Source organism: Paramicrobacterium agarici, assembly GCF_002563955.1.
GTDB classification, from domain to species: Bacteria; Actinomycetota; Actinomycetes; order Actinomycetales; family Microbacteriaceae; genus Paramicrobacterium; species Paramicrobacterium agarici.
Window position 1 is genome coordinate 210,813 of sequence record NZ_PDJE01000001.1, and the last position, 15,260, is coordinate 226,072.

16 protein-coding genes are annotated in these 15,260 nt (G+C 65.3%); 10 read left to right on the top strand and 6 right to left on the bottom strand.

The genetic code is table 11. The features are described 5' to 3' along the window. Nucleotides 1-152 precede the first annotated feature (152 nt). From ATJ78_RS01065 to ATJ78_RS01075, 3 genes are all read left to right on the top strand, one after another. Nucleotides 153-1,376, top strand: coding sequence for an NAD(P)/FAD-dependent oxidoreductase (locus ATJ78_RS01065; RefSeq protein WP_098405908.1), 1,224 nt, complete (start codon nucleotides 153-155; stop codon nucleotides 1,374-1,376). 159 nt (nucleotides 1,377-1,535) lie between these two features. Beyond that, entirely contained in the window at nucleotides 1,536-1,910 is a 375-nt protein-coding gene (locus tag ATJ78_RS01070) for an ArsR/SmtB family transcription factor (RefSeq protein ID WP_169923349.1), read from the top strand. A 1-nt stretch (nucleotide 1,911) separates the two neighbouring features. Further along, nucleotides 1,912-2,931 (top strand): cation diffusion facilitator family transporter, encoded by a 1,020-nt coding sequence (locus ATJ78_RS01075; RefSeq protein WP_098405910.1) that lies wholly within the window; start codon nucleotides 1,912-1,914, stop codon nucleotides 2,929-2,931. On the opposite strand, the gene ATJ78_RS01080 is transcribed toward ATJ78_RS01075, so the two are convergent. Together ATJ78_RS01080 and lplAB are read right to left on the bottom strand one after the other, a co-directional pair. Continuing rightward, nucleotides 2,897-3,805: a DNA-methyltransferase gene (locus ATJ78_RS01080; RefSeq protein WP_098405911.1), complete on the bottom strand. Its 909-nt coding sequence runs from the start codon at nucleotides 3,803-3,805 to the stop codon at nucleotides 2,897-2,899. The two genes, ATJ78_RS01075 and ATJ78_RS01080, sit on opposite strands and share 35 nt — an antisense overlap. Further along, a complete protein-coding gene (lplAB, locus tag ATJ78_RS01085; RefSeq protein ID WP_098405912.1) occupies nucleotides 3,805-4,854 on the bottom strand; it encodes a lipoate-protein ligase LplAB in 1,050 nt (349 codons plus the stop codon). Before lplAB ends, ATJ78_RS01080 begins: the two co-directional genes overlap by 1 nt. Before the next feature lie 52 nt (nucleotides 4,855-4,906). Here lplAB and ATJ78_RS01090 point away from each other — a divergent pair, with 52 nt between their 5' ends. Both ATJ78_RS01090 and ATJ78_RS01095 read left to right on the top strand, forming a co-directional pair. Then, complete coding sequence (locus tag ATJ78_RS01090) at nucleotides 4,907-5,524, top strand: histidine phosphatase family protein (protein ID WP_098405913.1); 618 nt, start codon at nucleotides 4,907-4,909, stop codon at nucleotides 5,522-5,524. Nucleotides 5,525-5,579: 55 nt separating this feature from the next. Continuing rightward, complete coding sequence (locus ATJ78_RS01095; RefSeq protein ID WP_098405914.1) at nucleotides 5,580-6,236, top strand: GNAT family N-acetyltransferase; 657 nt, start codon at nucleotides 5,580-5,582, stop codon at nucleotides 6,234-6,236. Nucleotides 6,237-6,295: 59 nt separating this feature from the next. Here the strand turns inward: ATJ78_RS01095 and ATJ78_RS01100 are convergent, their stop codons facing one another. The 3 genes from ATJ78_RS01100 to ATJ78_RS01110 all read right to left on the bottom strand — a co-directional run bounded on the left by ATJ78_RS01100 (nucleotide 6,296) and on the right by ATJ78_RS01110 (nucleotide 9,114). Then, on the bottom strand, nucleotides 6,296-7,117 hold the full coding sequence (locus tag ATJ78_RS01100; RefSeq protein WP_098405915.1) for an aminoglycoside phosphotransferase family protein: 822 nt from the start codon (nucleotides 7,115-7,117) through the stop codon (nucleotides 6,296-6,298). A gap of 406 nt (nucleotides 7,118-7,523) precedes the next feature. Beyond that, nucleotides 7,524-8,264: an NRDE family protein gene (locus tag ATJ78_RS01105; protein WP_169923351.1), complete on the bottom strand. Its 741-nt coding sequence runs from the start codon at nucleotides 8,262-8,264 to the stop codon at nucleotides 7,524-7,526. 4 nt (nucleotides 8,265-8,268) lie between these two features. Continuing rightward, nucleotides 8,269-9,114 carry a serine aminopeptidase domain-containing protein gene (locus tag ATJ78_RS01110; protein ID WP_169923352.1) on the bottom strand — a complete coding sequence of 282 codons (846 nt, stop codon included), beginning with the start codon at nucleotides 9,112-9,114 and terminating at the stop codon, nucleotides 8,269-8,271. A gap of 85 nt (nucleotides 9,115-9,199) precedes the next feature. On the opposite strand from ATJ78_RS01110, the gene ATJ78_RS01115 reads away from it, so the two are divergent. The 5 genes from ATJ78_RS01115 to ATJ78_RS01135 all read left to right on the top strand — a co-directional run bounded on the left by ATJ78_RS01115 (nucleotide 9,200) and on the right by ATJ78_RS01135 (nucleotide 14,150). Beyond that, nucleotides 9,200-9,625 carry a MarR family winged helix-turn-helix transcriptional regulator gene (locus ATJ78_RS01115; protein WP_098405917.1) on the top strand — a complete coding sequence of 142 codons (426 nt, stop codon included), beginning with the start codon at nucleotides 9,200-9,202 and terminating at the stop codon, nucleotides 9,623-9,625. A gap of 5 nt (nucleotides 9,626-9,630) precedes the next feature. Next, on the top strand, nucleotides 9,631-11,262 hold the full coding sequence (locus ATJ78_RS01120) for an MFS transporter (protein ID WP_098409134.1): 1,632 nt from the start codon (nucleotides 9,631-9,633) through the stop codon (nucleotides 11,260-11,262). A 65-nt stretch (nucleotides 11,263-11,327) separates the two neighbouring features. Further along, entirely contained in the window at nucleotides 11,328-12,404 is a 1,077-nt protein-coding gene (locus ATJ78_RS01125) for a type III polyketide synthase (protein WP_098405918.1), read from the top strand. Next, nucleotides 12,404-13,099 (top strand): methyltransferase domain-containing protein, encoded by a 696-nt coding sequence (locus tag ATJ78_RS01130; protein ID WP_098405919.1) that lies wholly within the window; start codon nucleotides 12,404-12,406, stop codon nucleotides 13,097-13,099. The genes ATJ78_RS01125 and ATJ78_RS01130 overlap by 1 nt, the downstream gene beginning before the upstream one ends. Continuing rightward, nucleotides 13,092-14,150, top strand: coding sequence for an FAD-dependent oxidoreductase (locus ATJ78_RS01135; protein ID WP_169923353.1), 1,059 nt, complete (start codon nucleotides 13,092-13,094; stop codon nucleotides 14,148-14,150). The genes ATJ78_RS01130 and ATJ78_RS01135 overlap by 8 nt, the downstream gene beginning before the upstream one ends. Before the next feature lie 99 nt (nucleotides 14,151-14,249). Here ATJ78_RS01135 and ATJ78_RS01140 read toward each other — a convergent pair whose 3' ends face one another. Next, the gene (locus tag ATJ78_RS01140; RefSeq protein WP_098405921.1) at nucleotides 14,250-15,257 is read right to left on the bottom strand and encodes a LacI family DNA-binding transcriptional regulator; all 1,008 of its coding nucleotides are present in this window, start codon (nucleotides 15,255-15,257) and stop codon (nucleotides 14,250-14,252) included. Between the last annotated feature and the right edge of the window lie 3 nt (nucleotides 15,258-15,260).

A 15,260-nucleotide genomic window follows, 5' to 3' on the forward strand; every position in this document is an offset into this window, starting at 1 on the left:
AACGTTTAGTCTTCTCGAATATTTTCTTGGCGCATATCTCCCCGGGTCGGCACATTAAGCGGCACCACCTGGGTGCAAATCGGCAGGTTCTTGCAAACGATCGCGGAGTCTGACGATACTGGCCACGACACGTCGAGCACGGGAGGTAGTCCATGACGCGGTCCATCGTCATCGGCGCGGGAATGGTGGGCCTCGCCACGGCGTGGCATCTGCAAGAGCGCGGCGTCGATGTGACGGTCATCGATCGCGCGGGAGTCGCGGCTGGGTCGTCGTGGGGCAACGCCGGGTGGCTCGCCCCGGCCAAGACGATTCCGCTGGCCGATCCGAGCGTGTGGACGTACGGGCCGCGAGCCCTGTTCGATGCGGATGCTGCGCTGCACGTTCCCGTGCGCGTCGACGTAAGCCTCTGGTCGTTCCTCGCGCGCTTCGTCGCCCACGGCACGCAACGCGCCTGGGACACAGCGATGGCCGCACTTACACCGATCGACAAGCTGGCGCTCGAGAGTTTCGATGAGCTGATCGACGGTGGCGTCGATGCGTGGACTCGCGAAGGGCCGTTCATCGTCGGGTTCGGCCACGAGAAGCAGGCTCGCGGTTTCATGCGCGACATCGCGGGCGTAATTCAGCACGGGCAGCGTGTTCACGTCGAGCGCCTCGACGACCCGCGCGCTCTTGCGCCGCAGCTCTCCGGCCAGGTCGGCGCGGCGTACCGCATGGACGGGCAGCGATTCATTGAGCCGGGGCCCTTCGTGCACGCTCTCGCTGCCGCTGTCGAAGAGCGCGGCGCCGATATGCGCGTGAACGCCGCGGTGACCGACGTGAATCGGACGTCGATGCCGACGGTGACGCTCGCGACGGGCGAGAAACTCTCCGCCGACTCCGTCGTCATCGCCACAGGTGCATGGATGCCGGAGCTCGCTCGGCCCCTCGGCGTCAACGTACGCGTGCAGGCAGGTCGTGGCTACTCGTTCACCGTCGACACTGACGAGCCTGCCGCGCATCCGATCTACCTTCCCCTTCAGCGTGTTGCCTGCACGCCGTATGACGGCAGGCTACGCATCGCGGGGACGATGGAGTTTGTCGGACCCGACGAACCGCTGCAGGCACGCCGCGTGCAGGCGATCGTCAACCAAGTGCGTCCCTTCATGACCGGGGTCGACCTCGACAATCGGCACGACGAGTGGGTCGGATCCCGTCCCGTCACACCCGACGGGCTCCCGCTCGTTGGCGAGACGCGATCTGCCGGAGTCTACGTTGCGGGAGGCCACGGCATGTGGGGCATCGTGCTCGGGCCGGCGACAGGCAAGCTCCTCGCCGAGCGCATCGTCACCGGCAGAACCGACCCTGCAATCGCCCCGTTCGACCCACTGCGCTGACGGCACGCATCGTCACCAGCGCCGAGCCATGTCGGACCGAGCATTACTCCCGATCTCAGGTGAACACCCGCATGCTCGCGAAATGCGCCGCCCTGATTCATGAAGACCCGTTGCGTGAACTGATCGCCAGACAGCGGTCGTTAATGCAATAATCTGCGTATGCATGCAGACAACAGAGTACGCGAGTCGATGTGCCAGTTGACCCCCGAGAGCGAGTTCGTCGATCTCGCTGTCGAGGTATTCGCCATGCTCGCTGATGCCACTCGAGTGAAGATCATTCTGGCGCTCCGAGACGGCGAACTCTCGGTCAACCATCTCGCCGACATCGTCGATAAGAGTCCGGCCGCAGTCTCGCAGCATCTCGCAAAGCTCCGCATGTCGCGCATGGTGACCACGCGCCACGACGGGACGCGCGTGTTCTACAGCCTCACCGACGAACACGCACGCCAACTCGTCGTCGATGCCGTCCAACAAGCAGAACACACTGTCGGCCGTCCCTCTCACCACCGCGACGATGGCCCCACGGAAGCCTGACATGCCCGCGCCGCACAACCACACCCACAGTCAGGAACACGATGGTGCGCATGGGCACTCTCATTCGCACAAGGGCGGATTCGCCGGTTTCATCGCCCATCTCTTCGTCCCGCACAGCCACGATGCCAGCGACTCCATCGACGACGCGCTCGAAGCGAGCACGCAAGGGATCCGCGCCGTCAAGATCAGCCTGATCGCCCTCGGGGCGACGGCCCTGCTTCAGGGCGTCATCGTCGCCCTCAGCGGCTCGATCGCACTGCTCGCCGATACCATCCACAATTTCTCGGATGCTCTGACAGCAATTCCGCTGTGGATCGCGTTCTCCCTCAGCCGACGCGCGGCCACGCCCCGCTACACCTGGGGGTTTGGCCGCGCCGAAGACCTCGCGGGCCTCTTCATCGTCGCGATGATCGCGTTGTCCGCCGTGCTCGCCGCCGTCGAATCGGTGCACCGTCTCCTCGAACCACGCCCACTCGAGTACACCGGATGGGTCTTCGCCGCCGGGCTCCTCGGGTTCGCGGGCAACGAACTGGTCGCGATCTACCGCATCCGCACGGGTCGCCGTATCGGCTCGGCCGCGCTCGTCGCCGACGGCGTCCATGCCCGCACCGATGGCTTCACGTCGCTCGCCGTTGTTCTCGGCGTCGTCGGCGTGTGGCTCGGTTTCCCCTGGGCCGACCCCGCCATCGGCATCCTGATCTCTCTCGCAATCGTCGTGCTGCTGATCGGGACCGCGCGCGACGTGGGCAGGCGTCTTCTCGACGGCGTCGATCCCGATCTCACACGCCGGGCACGCGACGTGCTCGCGCATGATTCACGCGTGATCGCCGTCGATGTGCTCCGCTTGCGGTGGAACGGGCACCGGCTCACTCTGCAGGCGACGGTCACGACGAGCGGAGACCTCTCGGTCGACGAGTTTCACAGCTTGGAGCACGACCTCACGCATCGCCTCGGGCACGCGCTTCCCGGCCTGGGCGATTGCGCGCTCACTCCGCAGCCGGGTTCAGCCGCTCGCGCATGATCGCAACGGCCTCGGGGTTCTCATCGATCAGCACATAGTTGCGTCCGAGCGAAGCGGCGGCAGCCCCCGTCGTGCCGCTCCCGGCGAAGAAGTCGAGCACCCAATCACCCTCTCGACTCGACGCCTGAATAATGCGCCGCAGCACACCCACGGGCTTCTGCGTCGGGTACCCCGTCTTCTCTCGGCCAGTCGGCGAGACGATCGTGTGCCACCACACGTCGGTCGGCAACTTACCTCGCGCGGCCTTCTCGGGCGTCACGAGACCGGGCGCCATGTAGGGCTCACGGTCGATCGCATCGGAATCGAACACGTAGCTCCGCGGGTTCTTTACGTACACGAGGATCGTGTCGTGCTTTGTCGGCCACCGCGACTTCGATTTGCCGCCGTAGTCGTACGCCCAGATGATCTCGTTGAGAAAACAGTCGCGGCCGAAGATCGCGTCGCACAGCACCTTGGCGTAGTGCGCCTCACGATAGTCAAGGTGCAGGTACAGCGTGCCGTCGTCGGCAAGCAGCCGCCACGCTTCGAGAAGCCGCGGCTCGAGAAACGCCCAGTAGTCGTCGAACGCGTCGTCATAGCGGTGCAACTGCCCGCGGATGCGCTCGTACGTCTGCCCTTTGAACCCCGTCACTGTTCCGCTCGCGGCCTCGCTCGAGCGCACGTGGGTCGTCCGGGTACGACGCTGCTCACGCCCGGTATTGAACGGCGGGTCGATGTAGATCAGCGTGAAAGCAGCATCCGGAAACTCGGGCAGAATCTGCAGGTTGTCGCCCTCGAGAATCACGCTCGACTCGGGCAAACTCCGGTCGTCACCTGCATCAGGCGCATCGGATGCTGTCGCCGCGACACCCGAAGCGACACCCTCCTGCGTCATCAAGGCACCCGATTGAGCCACGCCTCGGTCGAGAACTTCGTCTCGACGAGCTTCTCGGCGTCGGCATACTCCTGCGGCGTGATCTCACCCTCGGTTGCGCCGGTCTGCTTCACGAACGTCTCTTTCATGCGTTCGATGATTTCGGCTCGGCTCAGCCCGGTCTGGCTGCGCAGCGGGTCAACGCGCTTGGCCGCGGAGGTGGTTCCCTTGTCACTCATCTTCTCGCGACCGATGCGCAGCACGTCGGTCATGACGCCGCCGTCCATGTCATAGCTCATGGTCACGTGATGCAGCACGCCGCCGTTGCCGAGACGCTTTTGCGCAGCACCGCCGATCTTGCCTCCGGGGCTCGTGATGTCGTTGAGCGGCTTGTACTCCGCGTCGATGCCGAGAGAACGCAGCGCCTCGATCACCCATTCGTCGAGGTAGGCGTATGAGTCGGCGAACGACATGCCCTGCACGAGCTCTGCCGGGACGTAGAGCGAATAGGTGACGACCTCGCCTTTCTTCATGAGCATCGCGCCACCGCCCGAGATTCGACGCACGACGTCGAAACCGTGCTTCGCTGCACCCTCCATGTCGACCTCATTTTTGAGCGACTGGAAGCTGCCGATCACGACGGCCGATTCGTCCCATTCCCAAATGCGCAATGTTGGTCCGCGACGCCCCTCGCCGACTTCGCTCGTGAGCACTTCGTCGAGTGCAAGATGCACGCGCGGCGGAACTGCCTTCGAGTGAATGATCTGCCACTCGAAATCGCGCCAGTCCGCGGCTTGCGTCAGCGCACGGCGTGTGGCGACGCCCACCGATTCGGGAGTGAAGCCAAGAAGCGACGCGTCGTCGGGCAGGGCATCGCGCACCGCGGCCGCGAATGTCGGTGTGTCGCTCGCCGCCGCCATGCCGAGCATCGCCTGGTTGATCGCGCCGAGCGCTTCGTCTGGTTCGAGAAAGAAGTCTCCGGCGAGGGCGAATTCCGTGATGACTCCGTTGTCCACCTCGAGGTCGACGACCACGAGTTTTCCGCCTGGAACCTTGTATTCACCGTGCATGCTGTCAGCTTATCGCCGTTGCATCCATGCTCAGGGGCGGCAGAATGGGAGCATGAGCACGACATTGATCATGGTCAGGCACGGCGAGACCGTGTGGCACGGGGAGCACCGGTATGCCGGGTCGAGCGATGTCGCGCTGACCGAGCGAGGCATGCAGCAGGCCGAAGAGCTTGCCGAGTGGGCGTCTCGCCACCGGCCCGACGTGCTCGTCTCGTCCGCGCTGTCGCGTGCCTGGCTCACGGCCGATGCAGTCGCGAAGGCGACGGGTCTTGAGCACTGGACCGAGAAGGACCTCGGAGAGGTGGACTTCGGCAAGGGCGAGGGACTCACGCTCGACGAGCTCGCCGAGAAATATCCGGATGCTGCCGCAGCCTTCGTCGCGGCACCGGCTCAGTCCCCCATGCCTTCTGGCGAGCCCGGCGCGATCGCCGTTGCGCGTGCGCTCAAGGTACTTGCCAGGATCATTCGCGACACCGATGGCGGTGCAGCGCTCGTCGTGGGCCACGGAACGCTCATGCGTCTCGTGATGTGCACGCTCTTCTCGATCGACCCGAACCTCTATCGTGACGTGTTCCCCGAGATCGGCAATTGTGCGCTCACGACGCTCTCGTTTGAGGGCGACAAAGCGTCGCTGCTGAGCTTCAACGTGCCGGTCGCCAACGCGCGCTAGCTGCGTTCGTGGTCATACTTTCGCGAGCCTCCCATTACCGCGGTAGTGTCACGAAATGGATCTGGAAGAAGTCTGGCCGCTGTTCGGCCTTGAGATCGCCACGCCACGTCTGATTCTTCGACCGGTGCGCGACGCCGACCTTCCCGGCCTTGCGGAGGCTGCGCTCGACGGCGTGCATGATCCCGCGCACATGCCGTTCGGTTTTCCCTGGACCGACGCTGACGCTGCCGACTTGCCTCGAAACTTGGCCGCGTACCACTGGACGCTCCGTAATCGGGTCACACCTCACAATTGGAACATCGCCTTCGCCGTGCACGTCAACGGCACCGTGGTCGGCGCCCAGGACCTCTCTGCCTATGACTTTGCGAATCGACGCACCGTCAATTCCGGATCATGGCTCACCCGCCGGGTCCAAAATCAGGGTCTGGGAACAGAGATGAGAGTCGGCCTTCTCCAATCCGCCTTCGATTATCTTGGTGCGCAGTGGGCAGAATCAAGCGCGGCGACCTGGAACGAGGCGTCCCTTCGCGTTTCTCGCAAACTCGGCTACTCGCTCAACGGAATCACTCGGCAATCACCGCGCCCCGGCCAGCCCATTAATGAACAGCGTGTGCGGCTGGAACGTGACGAGTTCGCGAGCCCAAACTGGTCAATCGCCGTTCGCGGATTCGACGCGGCTTGTACTCAGCTCGGAATTACACCGCGCCGCTGACAACGTAGTCGGGCAAGCGACCGGCGTCCAGTGCCTTTCGCATCGTCGATCCGCTCGCGTCAGTCCGCGTGCAGAAGGCGAAGAAAGTGGCGTGCCTGGCCTTCCGTCGTTCCGCGGGGATTCCTCGAGAACGCCCCATTGCCCGGAAGAAGCATAAGGAGCCAGAAGATGGCCCAGTGCACCCGATACTTGTTCATACGCGCGACGTCGTCGCGCGAGAGACCCGCGGCAGAGCTCAGCAGCTCAGCGCTCCAATTGCCGTCACGTCGGTTCGCAAGGTGTTCGACATGATCCGCGATCTCAAAAGCAGGTTCAGTGAGGCCGCCATCCTCAAAATCAACGAGACGGCAAACGCGTCCGTCCCAGAGAACGTTCGCCGGATTGAGATCTGCGATGCCGATCGAGGTCAGGCGAGGCTTGATGCGTGCGTCGTCTCGTTCGATGTATGCGCACGCCGATTCAAGCGCTTCCGTGACGAGTGCGGGATTTTCACATACGTCAAGGCTATGTACCTGGCTCAGTCCGTGCCGGAGGATGTCGATGATCTCGGTCGGGCCGCAGCGTCGTTCACGAAGATCAATCGAGTGCGCAGCCGTCAGCGGAACCCTATAGACGCGTTGGAGGGTTCGGCCAAGCGCAGCGACGATCGACACGCTTGTGTCTTGAAGGGTCAGGGGATCCCCCGCCAGCCGGCTCATGATGATGACGGGAGCATCGCCATCGCGCTCGCGCCGTAGCGGAGTGGGCGCGATTCCTGGCGCGTGTTCTGCCAGAAGCGACAACGTAGCCCACTCGCGGGAATCTTCACCGTCATTCCACGTGACGAATCGCTTTCGCACGGTAGTTTCGCCGATCGTGAGCTCGTGCGTTGCGGTCTGCATGCGCTCAACCTATCGAAAGCGAGGTTTCAGATAGTGCTCGACTGGGGATCGGACGCGCCGGTCCCCAGGTTATTCAGGAACTCACAGCGCTGAATTCAGCGGGCCTCTCCGTATTCAGCTCGCGTCTGCCGCCCTCGATGATTCGAAACTGAGCACCGCGAATTCCGTCGGCCAGCTGACGCGCCACCGGGAGGTTCGGCTTGTCCCTCGAACTAGATACGACGAGAGTCGGAGCCTACATCGAGACCAAGATCGCACGGAACCCGACCGGGCTATTCTGAGTGGCTCATCGGTCCTCGCTCGATCGAGGAGACGCGAGCGTCCATGGCCGGACTCAACATCTCGCTCTCCGAGGCACAAGTGCGCTGGCTCGACCTGCGCACTGACAGCCCGGAGTAACGGTCCGCTACTCGGGCTGCACCGGCGGCACGAAGGTCAGCGCATTCCACTCCCCCGGCGACTTCAACGGTGCGAAGCGCACATCGGCGGCTTCGGTCGACACGCTCGCGACGCACGCGAGCAGCGAGAGCGTCGGGTACCCGTGAGCGCGGTTGTCGCGAATGATCGCGGCGTCGTCTTCGGGCGAGAGATGGCTACTGCGCTCGAGAATCGTTGCCCAGTCGCGCCACCACTCATCGTGCAGGCCGCCACCCGCAGGCGCGGCCTCGCGAAACTCCGGCAACCACTGCGAGATCCGCGCCGAACCGGGATCATCCACGTCATGATGCTCGATCATGTGAACACCGGGCACGAGTTCTTCAATGCCGACGCTGTCGCCGTCCCACGTGGTCACGGTCACAGTCGCGCCCGCAACATCGACGAGATTGAAGCCCGCTGTTCGCGGATCACGAGGCGGTCGCCCGGAAACCGATTCGAGAACCAGGCCGCCGCGAGACTCGAGCTCTCCTGGAGCCGCGTTAAGCGTGTCGGGGCGATTCAGCATCACAGCGAGCCGTCCGCGCACCGGGTCAGCCCCGAGCCACGCACCGCCCGCGCGCACATCGCGCACGCCCACGACTCCCGGGTAGGCCTCGGGCCACCACGCGCCGAGCGGCTGCCACGGCCGCTGCGGATCCTCATCGCGTACGGCGAGCATGCGCACGACGCCCTCTGCAGACTCTGGCACGGCAACAATCACTGTGCACATGGCGTTACGCTTCCCCACCAACATGGTCGTTGAGCCACTCGATCAGCCGCTCCACGACCTCGTCGCGATTCGTCTCGTTGAACACCTCGTGTCGCGCGTCGTCGAAGATCTGCAGATCGACGTCGCTCACGCCGGCCCGGCCGCTGTATGCCTCGGCGAGCATGGTCGCACCGCGCTCGCCACCGAGCGTGTCGCGCGATCCGACCATGATCAGCACCGGGATGTCCCGCGGCATCCTCGGCGATGGCCGCCCGAGAAACCCGAGGGCCTGAACGAGATTCCACACCGGCTTCTCGGCAATGTCGAAGCACAGCGGGTCGGCGACAAACGCCACAGCGACTGCCTCGTCTCGGCTCAGCCATTCAAGCCCGGTCGATCGCGGCCCGCGCCACGGCTTATTGAGATCGCCGCCGTTCAGCACCCCGGGTACGGCCAGCGACGTCCCCGTGAGGATCACGCCGTCGTAGACGGGCGAGCGCGCGACGATCTTCTGCACCATGAGCGATCCCCAGCTGTGACCGAGACCGAAGAAGGGCAGGGTCGGATGCTGCTCGCGCACCGTTTCGGCCACTCGCTGCAGCGAGTTCGTCGCCCCTCGCACGCCCCGCGGGCCGAGGTGGGCAAGACCCAGGTAATCGACGCCGGTCTGCCCGTGACCACGATGATCGTCTGCGACGACCGAATAGCCGGCCTCGACAAGATCCGCGGCGAGAGCGCCATAGCGACGCGCGTGCTCGCCCGCACCGTGTGCAATGTGCACGACTCCCCGTGGGTGGGGCGCAACCCACTCGTAGTACGTGACGCGCACGTTGTCGTCGTCGACGAGCGTGCGTGTGAAGTCAGGCTCCATAGGCCAAGCGTAGCGCGACAGCATCCAACCGGGCTTCCAACATTGTCATTTACTTAGCAACGCTAATGAGCTAAGCTAATTAGCCGTGGGAAAGACTATCGGGGAGCAGAGCACCGACCTGCGCATCGCGACGTTTCGCCTGGCGCGCCGACTCCGCGCCGAGAAGGCCGACGGTGAGTTGAGCGACGCCCACTTCTCGGTGCTCGCCGGTCTGCACAAACACGGAGAAGAGACGTTGAGCGCACTTGCCGAGCGCGAGGGTGTCTCAGCGCCGTCGATGAACCGCACCGTCAACTCCCTTGAGGAGTGGGGCTACGTCGAGCGCATCTCCGACGAACGTGACCGCCGCAAGGTGATCGTCGCTCTCACAGACTCGGGCCACGACACCGTCAAGAACACCGTGAAGAAACGCGACCGGTGGCTGCACCAGCAGTTGCGCGGACTGAGCTCAGAAGACCGCGCGACACTCTTTGCCGCAAGTGAGCTGATGAGGAGACTCGCCACCCAGTGAAAGCCATGTTCCGCTCGCTGTCGAGCTTCAACTACCGCATCTGGTTCATCGGAGCCCTCGTGTCGAACATCGGCGCGTGGATGCAGGCGACGACGCAGGACTGGGTCGTTCTCGTCGATCTGACCGACAACGATGCCCTCGCGGTGGGAACGACAATGGCTCTGCAGTTCGGACCTCAGCTGCTGATGGTGCCGATCTCGGGATATATCGCCGACCACTTCGACAGGCGCAAGATCCTTATGTGCACCCAATCGGCGCTCATGCTGCTCGCGGCGGGCCTCGGCATCCTTCTGCTCACCGGGGTGGCGGAGCTGTGGCATGTGTTCGTCTTCGCGTTCACGCTCGGCGTCGTCAACGCGATCGACACTCCAGCGCGGCAGGTGTTCGTGTCCGACCTGGTCGGTCAAGAGAACATGGCGAACGCGGTGTCGCTCAACTCGGCATCCTTCAACACAGCGCGCCTCATCGGACCGGCGGTCGCCGGCATCCTGATCGCACTCGTCGGCTCGGGCTGGGTCTTCATGATCAACGCCGTGTCGTTTCTCGCGGTGCTCACCGTGCTCATCAGCCTGCGCGTCAGCGAACTGCACCGCAGCCCGCGCGCGACGGGGAGCCCCATTAAGAACATCGTCGAGGGCTTCTTGTATGTGAGAGCTCGCCCCGACCTGACGGTAATCTTCGTGATCGTGTTCATCATGGGCGCGTTCGGCATGAACTTTCCCATCGTCGCCTCGACGATGGCCGTCGAGTTCGGGCGCGGCGCGAGCGAGTACGGTGCGCTGTCATCGATCCTCGCGATCGGGTCGCTCACGGGAGCGCTGCTCGCGGCACGCCGCGCGAGACCGCAGATGCGCATCGTCATCGTGGCGGCGGGGCTGTTTGGCACAGCATCCACCGTCTCGGGCATTATGCCCACCTACATATCGTTCGCGATCTCAATGATTCTCGTGGGCTTCTCGACCGTGACGCTGCTGACCACGGCGAACAGCTACGTGCAAACGACGTCGGACCCGATCATTCGTGGGCGGGTCATGGCGTTGTATGCGGCGATTCTGATGGGCTCGACGCCCGTGGGCTCGCCGATCGTCGGTTGGGTGGCGAACGCGTTCGGTGCGCGGTGGACGCTCGGGGTCGGCGCCATGGCGGGGTTTGCCGCGTGCGCCGTCGGGCTCGGATGGCTGATCGTCTCGCGCAAGCTGCGGCTTCACCGCGACCCGGAGTCTCGCTGGCGACTCGTCGTCACGCACTTCGGCAAGCCCATGCCTGGCGCCGCGCCATCGAGCTTGGGCCGCATGGGCCTCACCACGCCGATTCAGGTTGTGCACGGCGAAAACGGCGAGCGCGAGTACCTCGACGTGCACGGCAAGGCGTTCGTGCCCGCGAGTACGTCAGAACCGGATGCTGCGCCGCGACGCCCTGACACCAAGCCGTTGCCGGTGCCCGACGACGCGCGCTCCGAGACGGCGACGAACGACGATGCTGGCTCCCGCGAACCGTGCGCTGAGACCGCGAGCGTCGGTCTCCCGCAGTCGGCGCCGCAGGCCGTTCCGTTCATTGAGCCCGAGACGCTGACGGGGCAGATTCGAGTGCAGTACCTCGACGATGATGGCGAAGACCGCACAGCGCCGCGCCCCTGATACAGGCAGTCCGGGTGCAGATCAATGCCCTAGCCGCACTCATTCGCCCCTGCCTACCATCGACTATGACCATCTCGATTGCCTCGCTGGCCACGCGCACTCCCGACACCGTCCTGCACCAGCCGACCGTTCGAGACGTCTTCGCCTCGCAGCCCGATGTCAGCAGGCTCGCCCAGCGTCTGATCTCGACGAGCTTCGATCAATCGGGCATCGAGACGCGTCGCTCGGCGATCGTGGAGTTCGACGAGTCGCTTGATGTCGAGCATCCGGTCTTCTACGATCGCGAAGCGGGGCTGCTGCTCTCGCCTGGCACCGAGGCGCGCAACGACCTGTATACCGAGGCCGCGGGAAAGCTTTTCGTCGATACCGCGCGCGACGCCACAGCAAACCTCGACACCGACACGATCACGCACGTCATCACGGTGTCGTGCACGGGGTTCTTCGCGCCAGGACCTGACTACCTGATCGCCCGCGAGCTCGGCCTCCGACCGAACGTGCAGCGCTACAACCTCGGGTTCATGGGATGCTACGCGTCAATGCCCGCGCTTCGGCTCGCTCAGCAGCTGTGCGCCGCCGACCCCGACGCCGTCGTGCTCGTCGTGAGCGTCGAGCTCTGCACGCTGCACGTGCGCGCGTCGAACGACCCCGACCAGATCATCGCGTCGTCGCTCTTCGCCGACGGCGCGGCGGCCGCGGTCGTGCACACCGGGTCGGGACTCGCGAGCCTCGATGCGTTCGACACGCGCGTGACGCCGACCGGCGAAGAGGCCATGGCCTGGACCATCGGAGACGAGGGCTTTCTCATGGTGCTGTCGAGTTACGTGCCGCATATCATCGGCGAACACATCACGGGCGCTCTCGACGGGCTCATCGACGACACGACGCCTCGCGACATCACACACTGGGCGCTGCATCCCGGTGGCCGCAGCATCGTCGACCGTGTCGAGGCCGCGCTTGAGCTCGACCCGGCCCAGCTTTCGGCGTCGCGCGCCGTGCTGCGCGAGTTCGGCAACATGAGCAGTGCGACCGTGCTGTTCGTGCTCGAGCGCATTCTCGCCGACGCCGAGGCCGGCGACAGCGTATGCGCCCTCGCGTTCGGGCCGGGACTCACGGTGGAATCCGCGCTGCTCACGGTGCAGTGATGGTGGAGCTTGACCGCCGCGATTCTGCCTTGCGCGAGCGCATGGACGACCCCGATTGCGACCCCGCGAGACTGCGGCGCACCTACCGCCGCTTCGACATCGTCAATCGCCTCGTCGCGGGGTGGCGACACACGTATATCGAGCGCCTGCGTCCGCGCCTCGCGGCGTCGAGCAACGCTCGGCTGCTCGATGTGGGCTGCGGTGCTGGCGACGTCACGCGCGCGATCGAGCGCTGGGCACGGCGTGACGGATTGTCGCTCGAGGTCACCGGAGTCGATCCCGATCCTGTGGCGATCAAGTCGGCAGAGGATGCTGCAGGGCGACACCGCTCTCACGCGCGATTTCTCCGCACGCGCGCCGCTGACCTCGACGAGCAGTTCGACGTGGTCATCTCGAACCACGTTCTGCACCACATCGCTGATCTGCCCGGCTTTCTCGACGAGACACTCGGATGCTGCGCGCGCGACGGCCTCGTCGTTCACAGCGATATCGAGCGATCACGCTTCGCCTACCTCGGGTTCAGCGCCCTCGCGGCGCCCCTGACGCCCGGCACGTTCATTCGCGAAGACGGGCTACTGTCGATCCGACGCAGCTATACAGCGCCCGAGCTTCGAGCAGCATCGCCCGAGGGGTGGCTCGTCGACAGCCAGGCTCCGAGCCGGCTGCTGCTGCACCGGGAGGCGCACAGTGCCTGACGTCGTCGTCGTGGGCGCCGGACCGGTCGGAACACTCATCGCCGCGCTTCTGCAGCGCCGCGGCATCGAGACGGCAGTGTACGAGCGCCGCACAGCCATCTCGACACGGCCGCGCGCCGTCGGCATCCATCCGCCAGCCGTGGCCGCCCTGCGGCAGCTCGGACTTGAACTCCACGGCGCACGGCAGATCACCCGCGGTGAAGCGCGCGACCGTGCCAGCATCCTGGGCGCAATGCACTTCGACCCACCGGTCCTCACGCTTCCGCAACACACCCTTCAGGCCGAGCTCGATGCACACGTGCGCCACCTGCGGCGCGGTGCTCCGGTGCTCACGGTCGAGACCGGCTCACATGCCGCTCGGGTCATTCTTGCCGGCGGGTCCGTCGGCGCGCGGCTCGTGATCGCGGCAGACGGCGTCGGCAGCAGCATCCGCTCAAGCCTCGGTGTCACGTGGCATCGCCGGCCCGGTCACGGGCGCTACCTCATGGCTGACATCGACGATGACGGAGGCCTCGGCGATGCGGCTGCGCTCTGGTTCGCCCGCGGAGGCGTCGTTGAGTCGTTTCCCCTGCCCGCATCACGCAGACGCTGGGTCGCGAGAGCGGCTACGGGCAGCGATCTCGCTCGCTGTGTCGCCGAGCGCACCGGGATTTCGCTCCCCTCCGCGACGGCAGAGGCGACGAGCATCTTCGTCGCCTCCCAGCACATCGCCGAGCGGTGGGTCCACGACCGCGTCGTGCTCCTCGGCGATGCCGCGCACGAGCTCAGTCCGATCGGCGGGCAGGGCATGAACCTGGGAATCCTGGATGCTGTCGCACTCGCCCCGTGCGTGGAGCGCGCGCTGGACGGCGATGCCGATGCGCTCACTCGGTGGGAGAGCGAACGCCGGCCGTCGGCGCGGCGAGCAGTGGCGCAAGCCGCCTTCAACATGAGTGTCGGCGTGCCGGTCCCCGGAACGCTTCAGCCCGTCAAGAATCTCCTCGTGCGCGGTCTCGCCCGTGGCCCGGCGGCGCGCATGCTCGCGCGCGCCTTCACGATGCAGCAGCTGTAACGCACGCGTGGTCGAGGCGGATCACACAGCTCATGACGCCGAGCAGCTGCGCATCGACCGAGGTCAAGGCCCTCTCGCCGACGGCGAATCACCCGCCGGTTACGTCGACGTCGAGTCGCGCACGACGAGCTCAGGCTGAAACACGTACTGCTCGTGCCGAAAGTCCTGTCCCTCGGCGTTCTCGCGCAGCAGCAGGTCCACTGCCGTGTGCCCGATCTCGTGGCTCGGCTGACGGATTGACGACAGCGGCACGACCGATGCCCGCGTAAAGTCGATGTCGTCGTACCCGATCAGAGCAACGTCGTCGGGGACTCGGATGCTGCCGAGCATCGCGAATGCCTGCAAGACGCCCATCGCCAGCAGATCGTTCGCAGCAAAGACGGCATCCGGGCGATTCGACGCGGGTCGAGAACACAACCGCTCACCTGCAGCGCGTCCCTGGAGCACCGACAGTGAGTCCTGCAGAATCACCTCGAGTGTCGCGTCGGAAACGTCGGCGACAGCCCTCTGCGCTCCTTCGAGGCGATCGGCCACCTGGCGAATTCGCGCGGGTCCTCCGACGAACACGATGCGGCGTCGTCCGATGTCGAGCAGGTGCTTCACGGCCATGTAGCCGCCGGCCACGTCGTCGACCGCGACAGACGAGAAGTCGTCGCTGTCGGTCTGCCTGTCGACAAGTACGGTCGGTGTCCCCTGCCGCCGTAGCGATTCGAGTCTCTCGGGCCGAGCCCCGACGGGGGTCAGCAGGATGCCGAAGACACGCTGCTCCGCGAAGAGATCGAGGTGAGCGGCTTCGCGGTCGGCGTCTTCGTCGCTGTTCGCGAGCAGCACGGACAGGCTCGCATCGCGTGCGCGGTCCTCGGCGCCGCGCGCAATGTCGGTGAAGAATGGGTTGCCGATGTCGAGCACCGACAGGCCGATGCTGCGACTGCGACCGGCGCGAAGCTGACGCGCGGCATCGTTGCGCACGAAGCCCAGATCCGCGATGGCCGCGGCCACGCGTTCGACGGTTGTGGGTGACACGCGTTCTGGGCGATTGAGCACGTTCGACACGGTCCCGACCGATACGCCCGCCCTGTCGGCGACGTCTCGAACACTGGCGGCCATTCC